Below are 22,077 nucleotides of genomic sequence, written 5' to 3' on the forward strand. Positions count from 1 at the left end.
AAACTGCAATCTGGTCTTCGGCGGCAGGCCGCGCTAGGTCTGGGCGAAACAGGACGAAAGAGGCTTTCCCAATGACACCGCTGACCCCGAAATTCGCCGCGACGGAACTGGACACGCTGAAGGAAACGGGCGGCCGTATTGCTGTTCTTGTGACGCCGGATGGCAAGCTGGATCAGGGCGCGCGGCGGATCAATCGGCTGTGCCGTGGGGCGGTGGCGCGATTGGTCGAAAGCGAACAGTTCGAAAAGCTGAGCGCGGGCAAGATCGTCACGCTGGCATTTCCCTCCGGGCTGGCGGCAAGCGCGATCGACGTGGTCAAGCTGACGCGCAACGCCGATGCGCTGACCGCACGCAAGGCCGGGGCGGCACTTTCCAAGGTGCAGGGCAGCGCCGCGCTGACAGTGCTTGCAGGCAATCTCAAACGTGCGGCCGAACTGACCTTCGGTCTGGTGGCGCGCAGCTATGATTTCTCGGCCCACCGCACCAGCGACGCGACCGTACCGGGGGACGTGACCATCATGTGTACCGCCCCCGAGGAGATCGAGGCGGAATATGCGCCCATGGGCGCCGTGGCCGAGGGCATCTTCATGACCCGCGATCTGGTGAGCGAACCGGCCAATGTGCTGACCACAACCGAATTCGCGGACCGTCTGGCAGCGATGGAAAGCATCGGGCTGGAAGTTGAAGTTTTGGATGAAGAAAAGCTTGCAGAGCTTGGAATGCGCACGCTTTTGTCGGTTGGCCAGGGCTCTGACAGCCCGTCCAAGGTTGTGGTGATGCGCTGGAACGGAGGCGGTGACGAAGCGCCGGTTGCCTTGGTCGGCAAGGGCGTCGTCTTTGACACGGGCGGTATCAGCCTCAAGCCCGCGGGCGGCATGGAAGACATGACGATGGATATGGGCGGGGCTGGCGTGGTCGCCGGCACGATGCGCGCGCTGGCGCTGCGCAAGGCAAAGGCGAACGTCGTCGGTCTGGTCGGACTGGTAGAGAACATGCCCTCCGGCGCGGCGACGCGGCCCGGAGATGTGGTCAAATCCATGAAGGGCGATACGGTCGAAATCATCAACACCGATGCCGAAGGGCGCCTCGTCCTGTGTGACGTGATGTGGTACGCGCAAGAACGGTTCTCGCCCGTGGCGATGATCGACCTGGCGACGCTGACCGGCGCGATCATCATTGGCCTCGGCCATGAGAACGCCGGCGTGTTCTCCAACGATGACACGGTCTGCAACGCTTTTCTCAAAGCCGCCGCCGCCGAAGATGAGGGCGCATGGCGGATGCCGCTGGGCAAAGCCTATGACGATCAGCTCAAATCCAACATTGCCGATATGAAAAATGTCGGCGGGCGGCCTGCGGGGTCGATCACGGCGGCGCAATTCCTGCAACGCTTCGTCAAGGATGACTGCCCGTGGATTCACCTGGATATCGCCGGTGTCGCGTCGGTGAAGTCGGAAACCACCCTGGCCCCCAAAGGTGCGACCGGCTGGGGCGTCATGGCGTTGAACCGCCTTGTGGCCGACAATTACGAAAGCTGAGATGGGCGCGGTCTTCTTCTACCACCTGACCCAGCGCCCGCTGGAGGCAACCCTGCCGGTCCTGCTTGAGAAATCGCTTGAGCAGGGCTGGCGGGTCGTGTTGCGCGGCCCCAATGTCGAACATTTGTCCAAGCTGGATGCGCAACTTTGGTTGGGAAACGAAGAAGCCTTTCTGCCGCACGGGCTGGCGGGCGGGCCGCATGACGATTTTCAACCGATATTGCTGACGACCCAGAAGGGGCAAAAAGCCGATTGCGTGATCTGCATCGATGGTGATGCACCCACGGCGGAAGAGGTCGCGCAAACCCAAAGGGCCTGCGTTCTGTTCGATGGACATGACCCTGATGCGGTGCAAACCGCGCGCCGCCATTGGAAGGCTTTGACCGATGCGGGCTGCGCCGCGAAATACTGGTCCGAGGAATCGGGCCGTTGGGAAATGAAAGCGGAATCAGGTGGTTAGACCTGTTTGCAAACCGGTCTTTGCCTGTTTGCAAACTACTCTCTGATCAAGACCAGCGTGCCGTCGGAAATCTCGATCCGGTCCCAGCGATTAAGATAGGCCATCCCCAGCAAGGATTGCGACATCTCGCCCTCATTCACAAAGGCTGTCACGTCGCCGTCGCGAATGCCGCCAATGGCAACCTCGTCCAGTCGAACCGGCGCGGTGCGCACCTCGCCATTCGCGGTGCTGGCCCGTCCCAGAAACCGCAATTCATCAAGATCCAGCCCCGCGCGCTGCGCGTCCTGCATCGTCAGAACGATCTCGCTCGCACCTGTATCGACGACGAAAGGCACCGGCGCACCATTCACATCCAGCGTGATATAGTAATGACCGTCGCGGTGACGCTCCAACTCGATCCGTCCCTGATCGGTGAAGACGGATTGACGCTGCTGGCCCTTGATGTCGTCCCAGATGCCAAAACCTGCGACCGTGACCAGAAAGATCAGTGCCCAAGTCGCCGCCGCCTGCATGTTCGCGCGCAGCCGCTGACCACCCAAGGACAGAAGCAGGATCAAGGCGATGAACCCAAGGAACACCGCGCTTAGAATATGACCTGTTTCAAATCCGCCCATCCGCCCAATATAGGTACGCAGCGCCGAACGGAAAGGGTTAACCGGCCTGCGCGGCCTCCAGTTTCTCTTGTGCGTTCATCCAAAGCGTTTCCGCCCGGTTCAGCCCGTCCATGATCTCCGCATATTTGCGGTTCCATGTTTCCAGCTCGCCCACACGGCTGTCTTCATACAGGGCCGGATCGGCGAGTTTCTCCGCCAGTTTCGCGCGCATCTCTTCGATCTTTTCGACCCGTGCCTCGCATTTGCGCAACTCTGAGCGAAGCGCCTGAATCGCCTCGCGCGAGGCTTTCTTCGCCTTGGGTTTTTCCTGTTCTTTCTTGGGCTTGGACGGGTTTGCAAGCAGGTGATCGCGATAGGTTTGCAAATCGCCATCATAGGGCGCAACCGTTCCCGCATTCACCAGCCACAGACGGTCAGCCACCAGTTCCAACAGGTGCATGTCGTGGGTGACAAGGATCACCGCCCCGGTATAGGCGGTCAGCGCTTCGACCAGGGCCTCGCGCGATTCAATGTCGAGGTGGTTGGTCGGTTCGTCGAGGATCAGCAGGTGCGGTGCGTCGATTGTGGCAATCAGCAGGGACAGCCGCGCTTTCTGACCGCCCGACAAACGCCCCACCTCGGTTTCGGACTGCTCCGCCCCAAGGCCAAAGCCCGAAAGCCGCGCGCGCAGTTTGGCCGGTGTTTCCGCCGGGCGCAGCCGCCGCAGGTGATCGATCGGGGTCTCGTCCACATGCAGTTCATCAACCTGATGCTGCGCGAAATACCCGATCCGCAGTTTGGAGGACGTGACCATCTTGCCCGCGATCAACGGCAAGCGGCCCGACAGCAGCTTGGACAGCGTAGACTTGCCCTGACCGTTCTTGCCCAGCAGTGCGATCCGGTCGTCCTGATCGATCCGCAGGTTCAAACGGCGCAGGATTTCGACCTCGCCATAGCCGGTGATGCCGCCCTCGACCGCGATGATGGGGGGCGACAGTTCCTCGGGCTGCGGGAATTCCAGGCGTCGCAAAGCGGCTTCCTGCGGCGTCGTGATGGGCTGCATCTTGGCCAGCGCCTTCAGACGCGATTGCGCTTGCTTGGCCTTATCGGCCTTGTAGCGGAACCGATCCACATAGGATTGCAGATGCGCGCGCCGCGCTTCCTGCTTTTTCGACATCGCTTGCGCATGGGCCAGTTTTTCCTGCCGCTGCCGTGCGAATTGATCGTAGGGGCCTTGGTAGAAGGTCAGTTGCCGGTCTTCCAGATGCAGGATCGCACCCACCGCGCGGTTCAAAAGCCCCCGGTCGTGGCTGATGATCAAAACGGTGTGCGGATACCGCGCCAGATAGGTTTCAAGCCAGACCGCGCCTTCCAGATCCAGATAGTTGGTCGGTTCGTCCAAAAGCAGCAGGTCGGGCTGGGCAAACAGCACCGCCGCCAAGGCCACGCGCATCCGCCACCCGCCCGAAAAGGCCGAACACGGCTTGTGCTGCTCCGGCTCGTCAAATCCCAACCCTTTGAGAATCGTTGCCGCGCGCGCTTCGGCGGACCAGGCATCGATATCGGCCAGACGGGTCTGGATTTCCGCGATCCGCGCGGGATCGTCGGTTTCTTCTGCCATGAGGGCGGCGCGTTCGGTATCGGCGGCCAGCACGGTGTCGATCAGCGACACGTCCGACGACGGAACCTCTTGCGCGACGCCGCCGATCCGCGCGCCGGTGGGCAAGGAAATCTCGCCCGATTCCAAGGCAAGCTCCCCCCGGATCAGTTTGAACAGGGTCGTCTTGCCCGTGCCGTTGCGCCCCACAAGGCCGACCTTGTGGCCGGTTGGGATCACGGCAGAGGCCCCCTCAAACAGGGGACGGCCTTCAATGGCGAAGCGGATGTCGTTCAGGCGCAGCATGCCGGTGTGTTTGGGCCAAGGGGCTGCCCGCGTCAATCGCCGCTTTTCATGCGCAATGGCCCGTGCTATCGGGGCCGCGATTTTGACAGGGGGCAGGGGCCCCCGCGCGCAATTAGGAGACTACCCATGGCCGTGGAACGCACGCTGTCCATCATCAAGCCCGACGCAACCAAGCGGAACCTGACCGGCAAGATCAATGCCAAGTTCGAAGACGCCGGTCTGCGCATCATCGCGCAAAAGCGTATCCAACTGACCAAGGCGCAAGCTGGCCAGTTCTACGCCGTGCACGCAGAGCGCCCGTTCTATGACGAATTGTGCGAATTCATGGCCTCCGCGCCGGTCGTCGTTCAGGTTCTCGAAGGCGAAGGCGCCATCGCAAAGAACCGTGAAGTCATGGGCGCGACCAACCCGGCCGATGCGGCACCGGGCACCGTGCGCGCGGAATTTGCCGAAAGCGTTGGCGAAAACTCCGTTCACGGCTCCGACGCACCGGAAACCGCAGCGGTTGAGATCGCTTACTTCTTCTCCGGTCTCGAACTGGTCGGCTGAACGCCGGGTTTGCAAATCGAAATTTGCAAATTAGCAAGCTAGGGTTTCGGGATTACACCGATTTCCGCAAGGGCCGCATCCAGATCGGGGCGGCCCTTTTGTTTTGCCTTCTGTGCGGATTTGATCGCATCGAAACGCGCCCGCAGCGCGTCCTTTTCAGCGCCGCGGCAGTCATTCCACGGCCGTCCTTGCAGCCCCATGACCATCGCGTAATAGCCGATGAAATGCGGCTTCATCCCGCTGGCCATCATCCTTGCATAGGCCGTGTCTGGGCCAAGCTCTCGCAACTCTTCGGCAGATTGAATCCCGGCCCTTTGGCAAGCTTGCTCAACGGCGGGGCCAAGATTGCGGATGCTAGAGACTGGCAAAGACATGTCCGCAAGTTTACGCCTGCGAACGGGCTACGCAACAGCGCCGCGAATTAAATGCTGGCGAAATCCGTAAAGACCGGAGCCGGGGCAGGTTGCTGCGGTGCCGGCTTATCGTTGGATTGCGCACTTTTCTCAATAGGTTGGTTCGACATAGTTTCTAACCTTCTCACTCAGGAACACTCGGGAAATAACCCTGTGCATTATCAAAAACGTAAGTTTGATGGTGAAGGCGCAGATATGGTCGAAACAAGGATTTCCTGCCGGTTTTGCAAAAATGTTACAATAAATGTCCCGGATTTGAACTTTTCGGTTACGGCGAATGTCGATGCGGGGCTTTTGGTGTAACGCATTGCTATCATGGCGAGAAATTTCGCCCGGTTTGTCAGTTTCCAGTCGCGTTCCGGTACCAGGCCACGAGGATCGCACGGGAGTCATCGTCCAGTTCGAACACGCCGGGTGGTGGCATGGCGTGGCTGCGGCCCGCTTGCAGGTAAATCTCGCGGGCGTGGCGGGCGACATCCGCCTCTGTTTCCAGCACGACCCCTTTGGGCGGCCAGAGCATTCCCTCCCACAGGGGTTCGCGCGCGTGGCACATGGAACAATTGCCAAGGACGGTGTCATAGCTTTCCTCGAACCCGGCGGCAGAGGCAAAGCGCTGCTCTTGCGCGGTCAGCGGGCGGGCTTCGGCCTCTTCCAGCGTGTCGGTCACCGGCCCGGCTGACAGCCAGACGATCAGCAGAAAAATCAGTACCGTTACGCCCCATGTCCACCACGGACGCCCTTGCTTGGCATGCATCGTGTTGAAGAAATGGCGGATCGTGACGCCCATCAGGAATACGAGGCTGGCGATGATCCAGGCATTATCGGTGCCAAAGGCCAGCGGGTAGTGGTTCGACAGCATCAGGAAGATGACCGGCAGCGTCAGGTAATTGTTATGGGTCGAGCGCAGTTTGGCGATCTTGCCGTATTTCGGATCGGGTTTGCGCCCGGCTTTCATATCGGCCACGACGATGCGTTGGTTGGGAATGATCACATGGGCCACATTCGCGGTCATGATCGTCGCGGTGATTGCCCCCAGATGCAGCAGCGCCGCGCGCCCGGTAAAGACCTGATCCAGCCCCCAAGACAGCAGCACAAGGATCACGAATAGCAGCAGCATCACCTGTGTCGGGTGATCGCCAAGCTTGGATTTGCAAATGAAATCATAGGCCAGCCAGCTAAGCACGATCACACCAAGCGAGATGACGATGCCCTGCCACAGCACCAGATCGGTCTTTGAGGCATCCATCAGATACAGCTCTCCGCCCGCCCAATAGACCACCATCAGCAGCGCAAAGCCGGACAGCCACGTGGAATAGCTTTCCCATTTGAACCAGACCAGATGTTCGGGCATCTGCGGCGGTGCGACCAGATATTTCTGGATGTGGTAGAACCCGCCGCCATGCACCTGCCATTCCTCGCCATCGGCAGGGCCGGGAATGGACCGGTTCAGCCCCAGATCCAGCGCGATGAAATAGAAGGATGACCCGATCCAAGCGATCGCGGTGATAACGTGAAGCCAGCGGATCGCGAATTCCGCCCAGTGCCAGAGAAGTGCCAGATCAAGCAAGGTGCCGTTTCCTTTTCGTGACGCGAATGGCCGCGCGTGCCGCCAAGAAGTTTGAGCCCGAGGCCGGGAGCTGTGCAAGCCCTGCGCGGCGGATCAACTGCCCCGATAGGTGGAATACCCGAAGGGCGACAGCAAAAGCGGCACATGGTAGTGGGAACGCTCGGACATGCCGAAGCGGATCGGGATCACATCCAGAAAGCGCGGCGTTTCAGGGGGCATGCCCACCGCGTCCAGATAGGCGCCGGCGTGAAAGATCAGCTCATAGGTGCCGGTGGCAAAATCGCTTTCGGGCAGAATCTGCCGATCCGTGCGCCCATCCGCATTGGTGGTCAGTGTGGTCAGGAAGACGCGCGTGTCGCCCTCGATTCGGTACAGATCGATCGTCAGGCCCTCTGCCGGGCAGCCCCGCGCGGTATCGAGTACATGTGTCGTGAGATATCCAGCCATCGCCTTTGCCATCGCTCTTGTTCGTGTTGACCCGGCCCACTGTGCCTATCGGTTGGGCAAAGGGCAATCGGTCTGCGCGATGCTCTCTTTTCATTGCCGGGCAAAGCGTATTGTCTGAGCGCAGACCCAGTTGAGGACAAGGACCGCCATGCAACGCTATCCCCGTGACATGACAGGATATGGCGCAACGCCGCCCGCAGCGAACTGGCCCGGAGGGGCGAAGATCGCCGTGCAGATCGTCTTGAACTACGAGGAGGGCGGCGAGAACAACATCCTGCATGGCGATGCCGCGTCCGAGGCATTCCTGTCCGAAATCACCGCCGCCCAGCCATGGCCGGGCCAGCGCCATTGGAACATGGAATCGATCTATGAATACGGGGCGCGCGCCGGGTTCTGGCGTCTTCATCGGATGCTGGGGCATGTGCCGATCACCGTATTTGGCGTTGCCTCGGCGCTTGCCCGCGCGCCGGAACAGGTTGCCGCGATGCAAGAGGCCGGATGGGAGATCGCCAGCCATGGGCTCAAATGGGTCGAACACAAGGACATGGACCCCGAGGAGGAGCGCGCCCAGATCGCGGAGGCCCTGCGCCTGCATACCGAAGTCACCGGGCTGGCCCCGCGCGGCTGGTATACGGGTCGCTGTTCGATGCACACGGTGCAACTGGCGACGCAGACCGGGAAATTCGACTATATCGCGGACAGTTATGCCGATGATTTGCCCTATTGGGACCAGTCCCATGGCCGCGATCAGCTGATCGTGCCTTATACGCTCGATTGCAACGACATGCGTTTTGCGATCCCGGCGGGCTATTCCGCGGGCGACCAGTTCGAAACCTATATCAAGGACAGTTTCGACGCGCTTTATGAGGAAGGCCTGAACGGTGCGCCCAAGATGCTGTCGATTGGTCTGCACTGTCGGTTGGCCGGGCGTCCGGGACGGGCCGCAGGGCTGAAGCGCGCGCTGGATTACATGGCGGCCAAGGACGGCGTCTGGTTCGCCACGCGCCTGCAAATCGCGCAGCATTGGGCGGCAACGCACCCGCCCGCAGCGCGAACCCGGCCTTCGGCCATGTCCCAAGACGCGTTCGTCGCAGCCTTCGGCGGTATTTTCGAACACAGCCCGTGGATTGCCGAACGCGCCCATGGGCTAGAGCTTGGCGCAACCCATGACACGGCGCGGGGTGTGCATGCCGCCTTGGCGCGCGTGTTCCGATCCGCGTCCGAAGAGGACCGCCTGGGCGTTCTGCGCGCCCATCCCGATCTGGCGGGCAAACTGGCCGCTGCCAAGCGGCTGACGGAGGATTCGACGCAAGAGCAAGCCTCTGCCGGGTTGGACATGCTGACCGATGCGGAACGGGCCAGGTTCCAGACCCTCAATGCGGCCTATACGGAGAAATTCGGTTTTCCCTTCATCATTGCCGTGCGCGGCCATGACAAGGCGTCGATCATGGCCGCGTTCGAGCGGCGCATCGCCCATGACCGCGACACCGAATTCGCCGAAGCCTGCCGGCAGGTGGAGCGCATCGCGGAACTGCGGTTGAGGGAGAAACTGCCATGAAAGAAGATCGTCTGATCCGGACCGAACCGCTGACCGGCGCCGCCTTTGCCCCGTTCGGCGACGTGCTGGAGGCAACCGGCCCCGCCGACAAGATCATCAATCAAGGGCGCTGCGGGCGGTTCCATGACCGTGCGCAACTGGCCTTTGCGGATGGGCGCGCCGGGATCAGCCTATTTCAGGCAGAGCCGCGCGACCTGCCGCTGGGGCTCGACATGATGGAACGGCATCCAGAAGGCTCTCAGGCGTTTCTGCCCATGAGCGCCGATCCCTTCCTTGTCATCGTGGCCGAGGATGCAGGCGCACGGCCCGGCACGCCGCGTGCCTTTCTGACCCAGCCGGGGCAGGGCGTGAACTACCACCGTGGCACTTGGCACGGTGTTCTGACGCCGCTGCATCCACCGGGCCTGTTCGCAGTGGTGGACCGGATCGGTGCGGGCGCCAATCTTGAGGAATTCTGGTTCGACGAGCCCTATACCGTCGATGCCTCGCCCTGACGCGGTTAGCCCAGCCCCAGCGGCATGTGGCGGTTCACGTCCTTGTACAGAAGATAGCGAAAGCGCCCCGGTCCGCCCGCGTAGCAGGCTTGCGGGCAGAAGGCGCGCAGCCACATGAAATCGCCGGCTTCGACCTCGACCCAGTCCTGGTTAAGCCGGTAGACGGCTTTGCCCTCCAGCACGTAAAGCCCATGTTCCATGACATGCGTTTCGGCAAAGGGGATCACTGCGCCCGGCTCGAAATTCACGATATTGACGTGCATGTCGTGGCGCAGGTCGTCCGGATCGACGAAACGCTGCGTGCTCCAACGCCCTTCGGTGCCGGGCATCTCTGACGGTGCAACGTCGGCCTCATGGGTGACGAAGACCTCCGGCGCGGGCAGGCCATCGACCGCGACAAACCGTTTGCGCACCCAGTGAAACCGCAGCGGCGCGTCGCCATCGGCGCTGATCTGCCACGCGGTTCCGGCCGGGATATAGGCGTAAGACCCGGCGCGCAGGCTGTACTCTGTCCCATCAACGCTGAGCCGCCCGCTGCCGCCAACACAGAACACGACGGCCTGCGCCCCGCGATCCGCTTCGGGCCGGTCAGAGCCGCCGCCGGGCCCGACCTCCATGATGTACTGCGAGAATGTCTCGGCAAACCCGCTCAGCGGGCGCGCGATGACCCATGCCCGCGTCTTGTCCCAGAACGGCAACTGGCTGGTCACGATGTCGCGCATCGTGCCGTGGGGAATGACGGCATAGGCATCGGTGAACACGGCGCGGCCGGTCAGAAGCTGGTCTTGCGTTGGCAGGCCGCCGGGCGGAAAGGCGTAATTTGTGGACATGCGCGCTCCGGTACAGGTGTTGACACGTCTGACCTAACGCAAAGCGCGCCCCTGCGGTATCCCCTATCGCGCATTCAAAATGGGCCGTCGCTGCGGCCCGAGTTCCGCGCCCCGATGCTGCGTGATCTTGTCACTGTCGGCGCGCGGTGGTCTGTGTCAGGACGGGCCACGGTTTCACCGTTTCAGGAAGGGACGACCCGATGACCAAGGACGCGCACACGCCGCGTATGCGTGCTCAGGCACGGATCATTGCGCCGGTGGCGGACCTGCTGCGCAAGGCGGGTTGGGTCAGCGTGGCGGCGGGGCTGATCTGGCCCTTGCAGGCGGCGCTGATCGCCTGGGCCGTGTCTCAATGGGTTGCGGGGCCAGTGCGGCTTGATCTGTCCGTCATGGCGGCGTTGGGCGTCGCGGCGCTGGGGATCGTGCGCGCGGAGCTGGAGCGTTTGGCAGGCGGCTGGCTTTTCGCCGCGGCGGATGAGACGATCCGGCGCGAACGCGATGCGCTGATCCTGCGCGAGGCCCGTGCGCCGGGCGCGGACAGCTCTGCCGCCGTGGCCGCGCTGGCGGTTCAGAAACTCCCGCTGCTACAGCCATGGATCACCCGCTATCACGTGGCGATGACGCGGGTGCGTGTGGTGCCGCTGGTTCTTCTGGCGCTGGTTTTCAGCCTGTCATGGGTGGCGGGGCTGGTTCTGCTGGTGGCCGGGCCGCTGATCCCGGTGTTCATGGCACTGGTGGGCATGGCCGCCGAAGACGCCTCGCGCCGGCAAATGGACGAAATCGCGGGCATCAACGATCTGACGCTGGAGCGCCTGACCGCGATGCTGGACATCCGGCTTCTGGGCGCTCAGCGCCGTGTCATCGACGGGTTCGCGCTGCGGGCGGACGATCTGCGCGACCGCACCATGGCGGTACTGCGCGTGGCGTTTCTGTCTTCGACCGTGCTGGAGCTTTTCGCGGCCCTTGGCGTCGCCCTCGTCGCGGTTTTCGTGGGCTTTACCCTGCTGGGAGAGATCGGCTTCGGCAGTTGGGCGCAGCCACTGACGTTGGGCGAAGGGCTGTTCATCCTGCTGATCGCGCCGGAATTTTTCCAACCCCTGCGAGAACTTGCTGCCGCGTGGCACGACCGGGCAGCAGGCTTTGCCGTGGTCGAGGAACTGGACCGGCTGGATGCGGCGCCGCGCGCTGTGATGCTGGGCCAGGGCGCGCGCGTGCAGCCCTTGCCGGGTCCGTTGTCCATCCGCACCAATGGGGCCGGTGTCGCCTATGCCGGAACGCAGATAGCAGTGCCGGACTTGTCGGTGCAGGCCGGGGATGCGCTGGTGCTGACCGGGCCAAGCGGCGCCGGCAAAAGCACGGTTCTGTCAGCGCTGGCCGGGCTGGTGCCCTGCGCGCAAGGGCAGATTGAGGTCTGCGGCCAGCCGCTGACCACGGACAGCGCCGATGCGTGGCGCGCCCGAATTGCGCTGGTGCCGCAGCGCCCGCATTTCGCGGATGTGCCGCTATGCGCGTGGCTGGACCCGCGCGGCACTGGCATGGACCCGGCAGAGGCCTTGGCGCTGGCGGGCGCGACACAGATCGTCGCGCGTCTGCCGCAAGGGCTAAAGACGCGGCTGGGCGAAAGCGGCGGCGGCGTGTCGGGGGGCGAGGCGCGGCGTCTGATGATCGCCCGCGCGGTCATGATGGGTGGCGACGTGCTGCTGGCCGACGAACCGACCGCCGATCTGGACCCGGAGACCGCCACCCATATCATCGACGCGCTCAAGCGATTGAACGAAGCGGGCCGCACGCTGATCTGCGCCAGCCACGATCCGGCGCTGATCGCCGCTTTTGACACGAGGGTGGAGGTCGGGGCATGAGCGCGCTTTTCAACATTCTGCGGCTGCTTCTGACTGCCGATCGCAAGGCCATGTGGCGCGGTGCGATGCTGTCGGTGCTGGTGCTGCTGATGGGCGCGGCGCTGTTGGGTCTGTCGGGCTGGTTCATCACCGCGACGGGGCTGGCCGGGCTGGCGGGGGTCGGCATCGCCTTTGACGTCTTCCGCCCCTCTGCCGGGGTGCGGTTCCTTGCGCTGGGGCGCACCGCCGCGCGCTATGGTGAACGGCTGCTGACCCATGATGCGACCCTCCGTGCGCTGGCTGCGCTGCGTGTGGCGGTGCTGCGCCGCCAATCCGAAGCCGATGGGCGCAGTTTGATGCAGTTGCGCGGCTCTGCCGGGCTGACCCGGATCATCGCGGATGTCGATGCGCTGGACGGGATCGTGCTGCGGCTGGTCTTGCCGGCCTTCGCGGCGCTGGTCACGCATCTGGTGGTCTTTGCCCTGCTCGCATGGCTTGTCGGCGTGCCGGTGGCCATGACGGTTCTTGTCGGCTATCTGCCCGCCGCCGCGCTGATCCTGTGGCGGCTGGGGCGGTGCGGCATGGCACCGTCCCGGCAGGCAGAGGCGGAACAACAGGCGCTGCAACGCGGGATCATCGACATGATGCGGGACCGCGAGGCGCTGATCCTGGCCGGAGAACTTGGCGCGCAGGAACAGGCGCTGATGCAAACCGATATGCGCGCCCGCCGCGCCGCCGGTACGCTGGACCAGGCCGACCGGGCCGCTGCGGCGCAACTTTCCGCGTTGGTGGCCATCGTGACGGCGGCGGCCTTTGTCGCCGGTGCAGTGCTGCTGGGGCGGGGCGTCATCGACCCGGCGGTCGCGGTCATCGCCACGTTCGTCGCGCTTGCACTGGGGGAAGCCGTGATGCCGCTCCGGCGTGGGTTTGCCGAACTTGGCCGAATGCAGGATGGGGCGGCGCGGGTAGAGATCGCAGCGCAGCCCTTGGCAGATGCCGCGCCCATCGATCCCGTGCCGGACGCGCCGTTGCTGACGCTGCGCCTTGGCGGCGACGAGGTCGCGCTGACGCCCGGAGATTTCGTGGCGCTTGAAGGCGCAAGCGGTAGCGGCAAGACGACCCTGCTTCTGGGGATCGCGGGGCTGCATCCTGTGCCGGACATCCGCATCAAGGGCCGCGCCCCGCAGGACTGGCCCGAAGCGCAACTGCGCCGGATCGTCGCCATGCTGCCGCAGCGCAGTGCCCTGATATCAGGCACGGTCCGCGACAACTTGTCCCTCGCCGGGGACTACTCCGACGCCGCCATGAAGGAGGTGCTGGAGGTCGTGGACCTATGGGCGGCTTTGTCCCCGCGCGGGGGATTGGACCTGCGCCTCACAGAGGCGGATGCGGGTCTTTCGGGCGGGCAAGCCAAGCGGCTGAGCCTTGCTAGAGCCTTGCTTTTAAAACCAGAAATTCTACTTCTCGATGAGCCGACCGAGGGGCTGGACGCGCAAACTGCCCAGCGCGTCCTGACCAATCTGCGGCGCTATCTGCCGGATGCCGCGGTTCTGGCGGCGCTGCACCGGGGCCACGATCAGGCCGAATTCGACCGGATGCTGCGGATAGAGCCTCAGGCGCGACGGTGACAAAGTTACCGCCAAGCAATCGCCAGAGGCGTAACATGATCAAGACGACGCAAAGGACCTGAGTCGTACCAAGGCCGCTTTGCATGGAATGCCAAGGAGTCGCCAATGGAGCTTGATATCGTAGAGCTGTCTCGATTGCAGTTTGCAATGACAGCAATGTACCACTTCCTTTTCGTGCCGCTGACGCTGGGTCTGTCGATCCTCGTTGCGATCATGGAAACCGTTTACGTGATGACCGGACGCCCGATCTGGCGACAGATGACCAAATTCTGGGGCACGCTGTTCGGCATCAACTTCGTTCTGGGTGTCGCGACAGGCATCACGATGGAATTCCAGTTCGGCATGAACTGGTCCTACTATTCCCACTATGTTGGCGACGTGTTCGGCGCGCCGCTGGCCATCGAGGGCCTGATGGCCTTCTTCCTTGAGGCGACCTTCGTGGGGCTGTTCTTCTTCGGTTGGGACAAGCTGAGCCGCGTGCAGCACCTTGTGGTGGCATGGCTGGTGGCCATCGGGTCCAACTTCTCTGCGCTGTGGATTCTTATCGCCAATGGCTGGATGCAGAATCCGGTCGGCGCTGAATTCAATCCCGATACGATGCGGATGGAGATGACCTCCTTCACCGAAGTGATCTTCAACGAGGTCGCACAGGCCAAATTCGTCCACACGGTTTCGGCGGGTTATGTCACCGCGTCTGTCTTCGTTCTGGGTGTGTCCGCTTGGTATCTTCTTAAGAACCGGCACGTGGAACTTGCGCGCCGGTCGATCACGGTGGCCGCGTCCTTTGGCCTTGCCTCGGCGCTTTCCGTCGTGGTGCTGGGGGACGAGTCCGGCTATTCGGCGAGCCATACCCAAAAGATGAAACTGGCCGCGATCGAAGCGATGTGGGAAACCCATGACGCGCCCGCGCCGTTCACGGCAATCGGCTTTCCCGACCAGGAAGCGCGCGAGACCCATTACGCCATCGAAATCCCCTGGGTCATGGGCCTGATCGGGACGCGGTCGCTGACGCAGGAAATTCCCGGCATCAACGATCTGGTGGCCGAGGCAGATACCCGCATCCGCAACGGCATCATCGCCTATGACGCGCTGATGACCATCCGCGAGGGGCAGGGCACTGCGCCGGACGACGTGCGCGCAACCTTCGAGCAGCATTCCGACGATCTGGGCTTTGCCTTCCTACTGCTGCGCTATGTCGATGATCCGCGCATGGCGAGCGAGGCGGACATCACCAAGGCCGCCAATGACACGATCCCCGGCGTGGCACCGCTGTTCTGGGCCTTCCGGATCATGGTCGGGCTGGGCTTCGCCTTTATCGGTGTGATGCTCTACTTCTTCTGGCGCTCCAGTTTCCGGCGTCAGACCTATCCTTGCTGGGCGCTCCGGGCGGCTGTGATCATCATCCCGGCCCCGTGGATTGCAGCGGAACTGGGCTGGTTCGTGGCCGAATTCGGCCGCCAGCCCTGGACCGTGGACGGCGTCTTGCCGACCGCGCTGTCGGTCAGCCATCTGAGCATTCAGGATCTTCTGCTGACACTGGCCGGGTTCATCACCTTCTACACCATCCTCTTCATCATCGAGATGGGGCTGATGCTGAAATACATCCGCAAGGGCCCGTTCCAGGATGTGGAGGAAACCGAAGCATGGGAGGCGCGGCACGAACACCGTCTGCGTACCCATGACGGGCAGGGGCCCTTCGCTCCGGCGGGCGTTCAAGCGGCCTCGGCGCTGGACGAACCCGGCGCAGCCTTCAACGCAAAACCGGCGGAGTAATCGACATGGTGCTTTTCGAACTCATTTCCTACGACGTTCTGCGCGTCATCTGGTGGCTGCTGCTGGGCGTTCTGCTGATTGCCTTCGCATTGACGGATGGCTTTGACATGGGCGTGGGCGCGCTGCTGCCTTTCATCGGCAAGACCGATCTGGAACGGCGCGTGATCATCAACACCGTCGGGCCGGTCTGGGAAGGCAATCAGGTCTGGTTCATCCTTGGCGGCGGCGCGATCTTTGCCGCTTGGCCGCCGCTTTACGCGGTCAGTTTCTCGGGCTTCTACCTTGCGATGTTCGTTGTTCTTGCAGCGCTGATCGTGCGCCCGGTGGCGTTCAAATACCGTTCCAAGCGCGAAAGCGTGCGGTGGCGCAACAGCTGGGACTGGGCCCTGTTCGCGGGCGGTGCCGTTCCGGCGCTGATCTTCGGGGTCGCGGTGGGCAATGTGCTGCAAGGCGTCCCGTTCGAACTGACGCCGGACCTGTTCTCGCGCTACGAGGGCAGCTATTACGGCAAGTTCTTTGGCCTGCTGAACCCCTTTGCACTGCTGGTTGGCCTGTTCTCGGTCAGCATGTTGCTGACCCACGGCGCGGCATGGCTGTCGCTCAAGACCGAAGGGGTGATTGCGGACCGCGCCCGCGCGGTGGGGGCGATCACCGGTATGCTGACGATGGGCGGCTATGCACTGGCTGGGCTGTGGCTGGCTGTGGGCATCGATGGTTATGCCTTTGCGGGCGAAGTGGTCCGCGACGGCCCGTCGAACCCGCTTTATTCCGAAGTGGTGCGCACCGGATCGTGGCTCAGCGCCTATTCCGACCGCCCCTGGATCATCCTTGCCCCTATCCTTGCCTTCCTTGGCATGGCGATGGCGGTACGCGGGCTGCGCAATGGCCAGGAGGTCGGCACGCTCTTGTGGTCCAAGCTGGGCATCTTTGGCGCGATCTCGTCGGTGGGTCTGACGATGTTCCCCTTCATCCTGCCATCCTCGCTTGATCCGACCTCGTCGCTGACGGTCTGGGACAGCTCGTCCTCGCATCGCACGCTCTTCATCATGCTGGTCAGCACGGCGATCTTCCTGCCGCTGATCCTGATGTACACCGCGTGGGTCTACAAGGTGCTGTGGGGCAAGGTCACAGAGGACGACGTCACCGGCAACAGCCATTCGGTCTATTGACCCTGGCGGCGCGCGGCGGGCGACGCAGCCCACGCGCCCGCCCCAACGACATTCCCGCCGGCGTGGTCCATCCCGACCGGCACTGAATAGAAGGAGAACCGACATGTGGTATTTCGCTTGGCTTCTTGGCCTCCCACTGGCGGCAATTTTCGCCGTGATGAATGCGATGTGGCTTGAGCTGCAACACGATCGCATCCTCGCGGGCGAAGCCGAAGAGCACGACACCTAAGCCAAACACGGCGCATTCAAGCACGGATCATCGCCCCGCGTCTTCGGGGGGCGCCGGTCCCGTGCGGACAAAAGACAGCACATGGACCGTAGAGATTTCCTGACCCTCATGGCCGCTGGCGGCGCTTTGGCCGCCGCGCATCCCCATCCGGCAGACGCCGCCAAGGCGCAACCGGTGCAGACCTCGGCCCGGATCGTCATCATTGGCGCGGGCGCGGCCGGAACCGCGCTTGCCAACCGGCTGGTGGATCGTCTGGAAGGGGCGCAGATCACCGTCATCGATCCACGCAAGACCCATCTTTATCAGCCGGGGCTGTCGCTTGTGGCGACCGGGTTGAAACCGCCCAGCTATGTGACCTCGCAGACCGCTCATTGGCTGCCCAAGGGCATCGACTGGCGCGCGCAGAAGGTTGCTGCGGTCGATCCCGAGGCCAAGACAGTCGCCACCGAAGGGGGCGAGACCATCGCCTATGACTGGCTGATACTGGCACCGGGCCTGACGCTGGATCACGGCGCAATCGAGGGGTTCTCTCTCGACATGGTGGGGGAGAACGGGATCGGCGCGCTTTATACCGGGCCGGAATATGCGGCGCGCACGTGGAAAGCGGCTCAGGCCTTCACCGAAACGGGCGGCACTGGCATCTTCACCCGCCCGGAGACAGAGATGAAATGCGCGGGCGCGCCTCTCAAACACACCTTCCTGATCGACGATATCGCTCGCCGCGCGGGGCATTCCAGCAAGATGAACATGGTGTATGCCGCGCCCCAAGACACGCTTTTCGGTGTGCCGATCGTGGCCGAAAAGGTGCGGATGATCTTTGAAGATCGCGGGATCGAAGGGCGCTTGGGCCTGACGCTGAAATCCATCGACAGTGAGGCCAAGCGGGCGACCTTCCGCGATGCCAGCGGCAGCGCCGTCGAGATGGGCTATGACTACCTTCACGTGATCCCGCCCCAACGCGCGCCGGATTTCATTCGCCAGTCGGGCCTGTCCTGGGCGGACAAATGGACGGATCAGGGCTGGGTCGAATGCGACATGCAGACCCTGCGCCACCTGCGTTACCCCGATATTTTCGCCCTTGGCGATGTGGCGGGCGTGCCCAAGGGCAAGACGGCGGCCAGCGTCAAATGGCAGGTTCCGGTGGTGGAGGATCACCTGATCGCCGCCATTCAGGGGCGCGAGGGGCAGGCGACTTATGACGGCTATACCTCCTGTCCGATGATCACCCGGATCGGGCGCGCGATGCTGGTGGAATTCGATTACCACGACAACCTTGTCCCATCCTTCCCGGGGATCATCGCCCCGCTCGAAGAGCTTTGGATCAGTTGGTTGATGAAGGAGGTCGCGCTGAAGGCGACCTATAACGCGATGCTGCGCGGCCGCGCCTGAGGAGGATCTGACACATGCAAGACCTGACATTCGAAACCATGATCGCCGTGTTCGAGGAAATCTTTGGCCGCGGCTTGTTCTGGGCCATGGTCGCCGTCGCGGCACTGGTCACTCTGGCATACATCTACGTGCTGATCCGCGACCGGTCGGTGAGTTGGCGCAAATTCCTGGTGGCGCAGCTTTCCATGCCTGTGGGCGCGGTCGCGGCGGTCTGGTTCGTGATGGGCATGACCCATTCGCACCTTTCCGATCTGGGTGGCCCGATCGATGTGATCGTCTTCCTCGGCGTCGCCGTCATGGGCGCGATCGGCATGGCGATCCTTGTCTACACGGTCGAGGCGCTGATCGGCAGCGACAGGACAACCGGCCATGAGTAACCTTGACCCCGCACCGGACGGCACGGCCCCGGCAGCGGCGCCGCAGTCCCGGCTGCAACATGTGCCCATCAGCCTCTTTGGCATGACAATGGGCCTCTTCGGTCTGGGGCTGGCGCTCCATGCGGGCGGGCTGGATCGGGCCTCTGCGGCTTTGGGCATCATCGGGGCGGCGCTGTTTGTGTTCCTGCTGGCGATATACGCGCTCAAATCGCTGCGATACCCGGCGGCGCTGGTCGAAGACTGGCACCACCCGGTGCGCTTGTCCTTCTTCCCGGCGATCTCGATTTCGCTTCTGTTGCTGGCCACGCTGGCCCGTCCAAGCCTGCCGGACGCGGCCCATGCGATCTGGCTCATCGGGGCGGCGGCGCAGGGGATATTGACGCTTGTCGTTGTCTCCGCCTGGATTTCGCATCGCAGCTTTGGCCCGGTGACCCTGTCGCCTGCCTGGTTCATTCCCGCGGTGGGCAATCTGGTCGTGCCCGTGGCGGGCGTGGCTTTCGGGCATGATGCGCTAAGCTGGTATTTCTTTTCGGTCGGTCTGCTGTTCTGGCTGGTTCTGCTGACGGTCGTGTTCAACCGGCTGATCTTTCACGATCCGCTGCCGGGGAAATTGCGCCCCACACTGGTTATCCTGATTGCACCGCCCGCCGTCGCCTTCCTGTCATGGACGCAGCTCAATGGCGGCCAGATCGACCCGGCGGCGCATATCCTGATCAACGCGGGCTATTTCTTTGCCGCGCTGGTGGCGCTGCAAGTGCCGGGCCTGCTGCGCCTGCCATTCGCACTGTCCTTCTGGGCCTTGTCCTTCCCACTGGCCGCGCTGACCATCGCGAGTTTTCGCTTTGGCGTTCTGGCCGCCTCGGGCGCCCATAACGGGCTGGGCTACGGGCTTTTGGCCCTGACGATCCTGACCATCGCGGCCCTCGTGCTGCACACACTTCGCGCTGCAAGACGGGGCGCAATCTGCGTGCCCGAATAATGTCCACCGACCCCTGAAAGGAAAATTCGATGAAAAACCTTCTTCTTGCCGCTTCGGCCGCGCTTGCATTGACCGGTGCTGCGTCCGCAGAAAGCCTGCCCAAATTGGTGACGGTGGTCACCTCGCCAGAGCCGCAAACGCAGCTTATGGCGATGGTGCTGACCATGCAGGCGGCGCAGCAGGGCGCTGACACCCATATCCTTCTGTGCGGCGGCGCGGGCGATCTGGCGTTGAAGGACGCGCCCGCCGCCGCCACCGCTGGCCAGCCGCCCAAGGATATGAGCCCGCAAGGCCTGATGCAGATGATCCAAAGCAAGGCTGGCGCGACGGTCGAGGTCTGCGCGATCTACTTGCCGGGCAAGGGCGCGGATGCCTCTGTACTGCTGGAGGGGATCGGCGTTGCCAAACCCGGCGAGATGGCCGCACGGCTGATGGATGCCGACACGCGCGTTCTGGACTTCTAAGATCCCCACGACCCCGGCCACACCGATCCTGTGGCCGGGCACCGCCCATGTGGCGGGGCCATAAAGGCTGCGCGCTGCGCCACGGGTTCGCGGGATGCGTCGGGAATCGCATGCCCGGCGAAGGGGGGCGTTGAATGCGCGCAACCCCCTCAAGGCACTATTTTTTATCGCCCAATTTGGCACCTGGCGAGCACGGCAAATCCGCACAGAAATATCTCGCGCCGCCGCACGGAAAGAGGCGGTCTGCATCCCTTCGTGGACCGAAATGGACGGTTTGTAGGGTGAAATGCGCCTAAATACTGGGCATATCCAGTCAAGAACGCTCAGATAATCGGCAAGCTCGCCGGTTTGCCCGATTTTCCATCACGCCGGAATTGCGCAACATCAAGCGACCTCGTCACGGTACAGATGCCTGACGCGACAACCATTGGTTGGAGGGAACGGCGTGCGGTTCCAAACGGGCGTGAGACCCGGCCAAATTCCGCACCAGACTCAACAGAGAAAAGCTGCAGGACGCATGGCTTGGTATCGTGAAAGATCGCGGGCCGTACTGTTCTGCGCGCCCAACGGGAGAAACCACATAATGACACTCGTTCGTAACACCCTTCTTGCGGCCACGGCCACTGCCGCGCTGACCAGCGCCGCGCAAGCCGCCGATTGCCCGATCAAGGTCGGTGTGCTGCATTCGCTGTCCGGCACGATGGCGATTTCGGAAACCACGCTGAAAGACACCATGCTGATGCTGGTGGAAGAGCAAAACAAGAAAGGCGGCGTGCTGGGCTGCGAGCTGGAAGCCGTCGTTGTCGACCCGGCCTCCGACTGGCCGCTTTTCGCGGAAAAAGCGCGCGAACTTCTGACCGTTCACGAAGTCGACGTGATGTTCGGCAACTGGACCTCCGTGTCGCGCAAATCGGTGCTGCCGGTGATCGAGGAACTCAACGGTCTGCTGTTCTATCCGGTGCAGTATGAGGGCGAAGAAAGCTCGCGCAACGTGTTCTATACCGGCGCGGCCCCGAACCAGCAGGCGATCCCGGCGGTCGATTACTTCCTTGATGAACTGGGCGTCGAGAAATTCGCGCTTCTGGGCACCGACTACGTCTATCCGCGCACGACCAACAACATCCTGGAAAGCTACCTGCAGGATAAAGGCATCGCGGCGGAAGACATCTTCGTGAACTACACGCCTTTCGGCCACTCTGACTGGTCCACAATCGTAGGTGACGTGGTCGAACTCGCAGCCGATGGCAGCCAGGTTGGCGTGATCTCCACCATCAACGGCGACGCGAATGTCGGCTTCTACAAGGAACTGGCCGCAGCGGGCGTATCCGCCGATGACATCCCGGTCGTCGCCTTTTCGGTTGGCGAAGAAGAGCTATCCGGTCTCGACACCTCCAACCTTGTTGGGCACCTCGCGGCTTGGAACTACTTCATGACGGCGGAATCCCCTGAAAACGAAGCGTTCATCGAAGCATGGCACGCCTTCATCGGCGACGAAGCACGCGTGACGAACGACCCGATGGAAGCGCATTACATCGGCTTCAACATGTGGGTGAACGCGGTGACACAGGCCGAAACCACGGATGTGGACGCGGTGCGCGAAGCGATGTGGGGCCAGGAATTCCCTAACCTGACCGGCGGCACCGCCGTGATGGGCACGAACCACCACCTCGCCAAACCGGTTCTGATCGGTGAAATCCGCGCAGACGGTCAGTTCGACATCATCTCCAGCACCGAGCCGGTGCCGGGCGATGCATGGACCGACTTCCTGCCGGAATCCGCTGTTCTGGTCTCTGACTGGAAAGACCTTGGCTGCGGTATGTACAACACCGAAACCAAGACCTGCGTACAGATGACGTCCAACTACTGATCGGACGCATAAAGA

General features: G+C 62.9%; 22 protein-coding genes. 16 read left to right on the forward strand and 6 right to left on the reverse strand.

Annotation, left to right across the window (positions count from 1 at the left end):
- Window positions 1–71 precede the first annotated feature (71 nt).
- Together E4Z66_RS02425 and E4Z66_RS02430 are read left to right on the forward strand one after the other, a co-directional pair.
- Window positions 72–1,535 (forward strand): leucyl aminopeptidase, encoded by a 1,464-nt coding sequence (locus E4Z66_RS02425; RefSeq protein ID WP_136461338.1) that lies wholly within the window; start codon window positions 72–74, stop codon window positions 1,533–1,535.
- 1 nt (window position 1,536) lies between these two features.
- Complete coding sequence (locus E4Z66_RS02430; protein WP_136461339.1) at window positions 1,537–1,995, forward strand: DNA polymerase III subunit chi; 459 nt, start codon at window positions 1,537–1,539, stop codon at window positions 1,993–1,995.
- A gap of 35 nt (window positions 1,996–2,030) precedes the next feature.
- On the opposite strand, the gene E4Z66_RS02435 is transcribed toward E4Z66_RS02430, so the two are convergent.
- Entirely contained in the window at window positions 2,031–2,609 is a 579-nt protein-coding gene (locus tag E4Z66_RS02435; protein WP_136461340.1) for a retropepsin-like aspartic protease family protein, read from the reverse strand.
- Window positions 2,610–2,646: 37 nt separating this feature from the next.
- Window positions 2,647–4,491: an ABC-F family ATP-binding cassette domain-containing protein gene (locus tag E4Z66_RS02440; protein ID WP_136461341.1), complete on the reverse strand. Its 1,845-nt coding sequence runs from the start codon at window positions 4,489–4,491 to the stop codon at window positions 2,647–2,649.
- Between the two features lie 126 nt (window positions 4,492–4,617).
- Here E4Z66_RS02440 and ndk point away from each other — a divergent pair, with 126 nt between their 5' ends.
- The gene (gene ndk / locus E4Z66_RS02445) at window positions 4,618–5,040 is read left to right on the forward strand and encodes a nucleoside-diphosphate kinase (RefSeq protein ID WP_136461342.1); all 423 of its coding nucleotides are present in this window, start codon (window positions 4,618–4,620) and stop codon (window positions 5,038–5,040) included.
- A gap of 38 nt (window positions 5,041–5,078) precedes the next feature.
- Here the strand turns inward: ndk and E4Z66_RS02450 are convergent, their stop codons facing one another.
- Window positions 5,079–5,414 carry a TfoX/Sxy family DNA transformation protein gene (locus tag E4Z66_RS02450; RefSeq protein ID WP_136461343.1) on the reverse strand — a complete coding sequence of 112 codons (336 nt, stop codon included), beginning with the start codon at window positions 5,412–5,414 and terminating at the stop codon, window positions 5,079–5,081.
- Between the two features lie 51 nt (window positions 5,415–5,465).
- Here E4Z66_RS02450 and E4Z66_RS02455 point away from each other — a divergent pair, with 51 nt between their 5' ends.
- On the forward strand, window positions 5,466–5,756 hold the full coding sequence (locus E4Z66_RS02455; RefSeq protein WP_136461344.1) for a hypothetical protein: 291 nt from the start codon (window positions 5,466–5,468) through the stop codon (window positions 5,754–5,756).
- Between the two features lie 37 nt (window positions 5,757–5,793).
- Here the strand turns inward: E4Z66_RS02455 and E4Z66_RS02460 are convergent, their stop codons facing one another.
- Both E4Z66_RS02460 and uraH read right to left on the reverse strand, forming a co-directional pair.
- Entirely contained in the window at window positions 5,794–7,020 is a 1,227-nt protein-coding gene (locus E4Z66_RS02460; RefSeq protein WP_136461345.1) for a urate hydroxylase PuuD, read from the reverse strand.
- A gap of 93 nt (window positions 7,021–7,113) precedes the next feature.
- Window positions 7,114–7,467: a hydroxyisourate hydrolase gene (gene uraH, locus E4Z66_RS02465; RefSeq protein ID WP_136461346.1), complete on the reverse strand. Its 354-nt coding sequence runs from the start codon at window positions 7,465–7,467 to the stop codon at window positions 7,114–7,116.
- A gap of 148 nt (window positions 7,468–7,615) precedes the next feature.
- On the opposite strand from uraH, the gene puuE reads away from it, so the two are divergent.
- Entirely contained in the window at window positions 7,616–9,025 is a 1,410-nt protein-coding gene (gene puuE / locus E4Z66_RS02470) for an allantoinase PuuE (protein WP_136461347.1), read from the forward strand.
- Window positions 9,022–9,519 (forward strand): ureidoglycolate lyase, encoded by a 498-nt coding sequence (locus E4Z66_RS02475; RefSeq protein ID WP_136461348.1) that lies wholly within the window; start codon window positions 9,022–9,024, stop codon window positions 9,517–9,519. The genes puuE and E4Z66_RS02475 overlap by 4 nt, the downstream gene beginning before the upstream one ends.
- A 5-nt stretch (window positions 9,520–9,524) precedes the next feature.
- Here E4Z66_RS02475 and E4Z66_RS02480 read toward each other — a convergent pair whose 3' ends face one another.
- On the reverse strand, window positions 9,525–10,349 hold the full coding sequence (locus E4Z66_RS02480; RefSeq protein WP_136461349.1) for a bifunctional allantoicase/(S)-ureidoglycine aminohydrolase: 825 nt from the start codon (window positions 10,347–10,349) through the stop codon (window positions 9,525–9,527).
- A 200-nt stretch (window positions 10,350–10,549) separates the two neighbouring features.
- Here E4Z66_RS02480 and E4Z66_RS02485 point away from each other — a divergent pair, with 200 nt between their 5' ends.
- The 10 genes from E4Z66_RS02485 (at window position 10,550) to urtA (ending at window position 22,062) form a co-directional block, all read left to right on the forward strand.
- The gene (locus tag E4Z66_RS02485; RefSeq protein ID WP_136461350.1) at window positions 10,550–12,208 is read left to right on the forward strand and encodes an ABC transporter ATP-binding protein/permease; all 1,659 of its coding nucleotides are present in this window, start codon (window positions 10,550–10,552) and stop codon (window positions 12,206–12,208) included.
- Complete coding sequence (locus tag E4Z66_RS02490) at window positions 12,205–13,815, forward strand: amino acid ABC transporter ATP-binding/permease protein (protein WP_136461351.1); 1,611 nt, start codon at window positions 12,205–12,207, stop codon at window positions 13,813–13,815. Before E4Z66_RS02485 ends, E4Z66_RS02490 begins: the two co-directional genes overlap by 4 nt.
- A 105-nt stretch (window positions 13,816–13,920) precedes the next feature.
- Window positions 13,921–15,588 carry a cytochrome ubiquinol oxidase subunit I gene (locus E4Z66_RS02495; protein WP_136461352.1) on the forward strand — a complete coding sequence of 556 codons (1,668 nt, stop codon included), beginning with the start codon at window positions 13,921–13,923 and terminating at the stop codon, window positions 15,586–15,588.
- A gap of 5 nt (window positions 15,589–15,593) precedes the next feature.
- Complete coding sequence (gene cydB, locus E4Z66_RS02500) at window positions 15,594–16,757, forward strand: cytochrome d ubiquinol oxidase subunit II (protein WP_136461353.1); 1,164 nt, start codon at window positions 15,594–15,596, stop codon at window positions 16,755–16,757.
- Window positions 16,758–16,860: 103 nt separating this feature from the next.
- Entirely contained in the window at window positions 16,861–16,986 is a 126-nt protein-coding gene (gene cydX, locus E4Z66_RS02505; RefSeq protein WP_136461354.1) for a cytochrome bd-I oxidase subunit CydX, read from the forward strand.
- 81 nt (window positions 16,987–17,067) lie between these two features.
- Window positions 17,068–18,375 (forward strand): NAD(P)/FAD-dependent oxidoreductase, encoded by a 1,308-nt coding sequence (locus E4Z66_RS02510; protein WP_136461355.1) that lies wholly within the window; start codon window positions 17,068–17,070, stop codon window positions 18,373–18,375.
- A gap of 14 nt (window positions 18,376–18,389) precedes the next feature.
- Window positions 18,390–18,752, forward strand: a complete 363-nt coding sequence (locus E4Z66_RS02515; protein ID WP_136461356.1) for a DUF5368 domain-containing protein — start codon at window positions 18,390–18,392, stop codon at window positions 18,750–18,752.
- Window positions 18,745–19,731 (forward strand): SLAC1 anion channel family protein, encoded by a 987-nt coding sequence (locus E4Z66_RS02520; protein WP_136461357.1) that lies wholly within the window; start codon window positions 18,745–18,747, stop codon window positions 19,729–19,731. Before E4Z66_RS02515 ends, E4Z66_RS02520 begins: the two co-directional genes overlap by 8 nt.
- A 29-nt stretch (window positions 19,732–19,760) precedes the next feature.
- Window positions 19,761–20,195 carry a DsrE family protein gene (locus tag E4Z66_RS02525; protein WP_136461358.1) on the forward strand — a complete coding sequence of 145 codons (435 nt, stop codon included), beginning with the start codon at window positions 19,761–19,763 and terminating at the stop codon, window positions 20,193–20,195.
- 583 nt (window positions 20,196–20,778) lie between these two features.
- The gene (gene urtA / locus E4Z66_RS02530; RefSeq protein ID WP_136461359.1) at window positions 20,779–22,062 is read left to right on the forward strand and encodes an urea ABC transporter substrate-binding protein; all 1,284 of its coding nucleotides are present in this window, start codon (window positions 20,779–20,781) and stop codon (window positions 22,060–22,062) included.
- The last annotated feature ends 15 nt before the right edge of the window (window positions 22,063–22,077 follow it).

The organism is Aliishimia ponticola (assembly GCF_004803475.1).
GTDB classification, from domain to species: Bacteria; Pseudomonadota; Alphaproteobacteria; order Rhodobacterales; family Rhodobacteraceae; genus Aliishimia; species Aliishimia ponticola.

Coding starts and splice junctions, on each gene's coding strand:
- E4Z66_RS02425 (WP_136461338.1), top strand. CDS start 72: ATGACACCGCTGACCCCGAAATTCGCCGCGACGGAACTGGACACGCTG.
- E4Z66_RS02430 (WP_136461339.1), top strand. CDS start 1,537: ATGGGCGCGGTCTTCTTCTACCACCTGACCCAGCGCCCGCTGGAGGCA.
- E4Z66_RS02455 (WP_136461344.1), top strand. CDS start 5,466: ATGCTGGCGAAATCCGTAAAGACCGGAGCCGGGGCAGGTTGCTGCGGT.
- E4Z66_RS02485 (WP_136461350.1), top strand. CDS start 10,550: ATGACCAAGGACGCGCACACGCCGCGTATGCGTGCTCAGGCACGGATC.
- cydX (WP_136461354.1), top strand. CDS start 16,861: ATGTGGTATTTCGCTTGGCTTCTTGGCCTCCCACTGGCGGCAATTTTC.
- E4Z66_RS02475 (WP_136461348.1), top strand. CDS start 9,022: ATGAAAGAAGATCGTCTGATCCGGACCGAACCGCTGACCGGCGCCGCC.
- E4Z66_RS02450 (WP_136461343.1), bottom strand. CDS start 5,414: ATGTCTTTGCCAGTCTCTAGCATCCGCAATCTTGGCCCCGCCGTTGAG.
- ndk (WP_136461342.1), top strand. CDS start 4,618: ATGGCCGTGGAACGCACGCTGTCCATCATCAAGCCCGACGCAACCAAG.
- cydB (WP_136461353.1), top strand. CDS start 15,594: ATGGTGCTTTTCGAACTCATTTCCTACGACGTTCTGCGCGTCATCTGG.
- E4Z66_RS02435 (WP_136461340.1), bottom strand. CDS start 2,609: ATGGGCGGATTTGAAACAGGTCATATTCTAAGCGCGGTGTTCCTTGGG.
- E4Z66_RS02495 (WP_136461352.1), top strand. CDS start 13,921: ATGGAGCTTGATATCGTAGAGCTGTCTCGATTGCAGTTTGCAATGACA.
- E4Z66_RS02440 (WP_136461341.1), bottom strand. CDS start 4,491: ATGCTGCGCCTGAACGACATCCGCTTCGCCATTGAAGGCCGTCCCCTG.
- uraH (WP_136461346.1), bottom strand. CDS start 7,467: ATGGCTGGATATCTCACGACACATGTACTCGATACCGCGCGGGGCTGC.
- E4Z66_RS02515 (WP_136461356.1), top strand. CDS start 18,390: ATGCAAGACCTGACATTCGAAACCATGATCGCCGTGTTCGAGGAAATC.
- E4Z66_RS02510 (WP_136461355.1), top strand. CDS start 17,068: ATGGACCGTAGAGATTTCCTGACCCTCATGGCCGCTGGCGGCGCTTTG.
- E4Z66_RS02480 (WP_136461349.1), bottom strand. CDS start 10,349: ATGTCCACAAATTACGCCTTTCCGCCCGGCGGCCTGCCAACGCAAGAC.
- urtA (WP_136461359.1), top strand. CDS start 20,779: ATGACACTCGTTCGTAACACCCTTCTTGCGGCCACGGCCACTGCCGCG.
- E4Z66_RS02525 (WP_136461358.1), top strand. CDS start 19,761: ATGAAAAACCTTCTTCTTGCCGCTTCGGCCGCGCTTGCATTGACCGGT.
- puuE (WP_136461347.1), top strand. CDS start 7,616: ATGCAACGCTATCCCCGTGACATGACAGGATATGGCGCAACGCCGCCC.
- E4Z66_RS02520 (WP_136461357.1), top strand. CDS start 18,745: ATGAGTAACCTTGACCCCGCACCGGACGGCACGGCCCCGGCAGCGGCG.
- E4Z66_RS02490 (WP_136461351.1), top strand. CDS start 12,205: ATGAGCGCGCTTTTCAACATTCTGCGGCTGCTTCTGACTGCCGATCGC.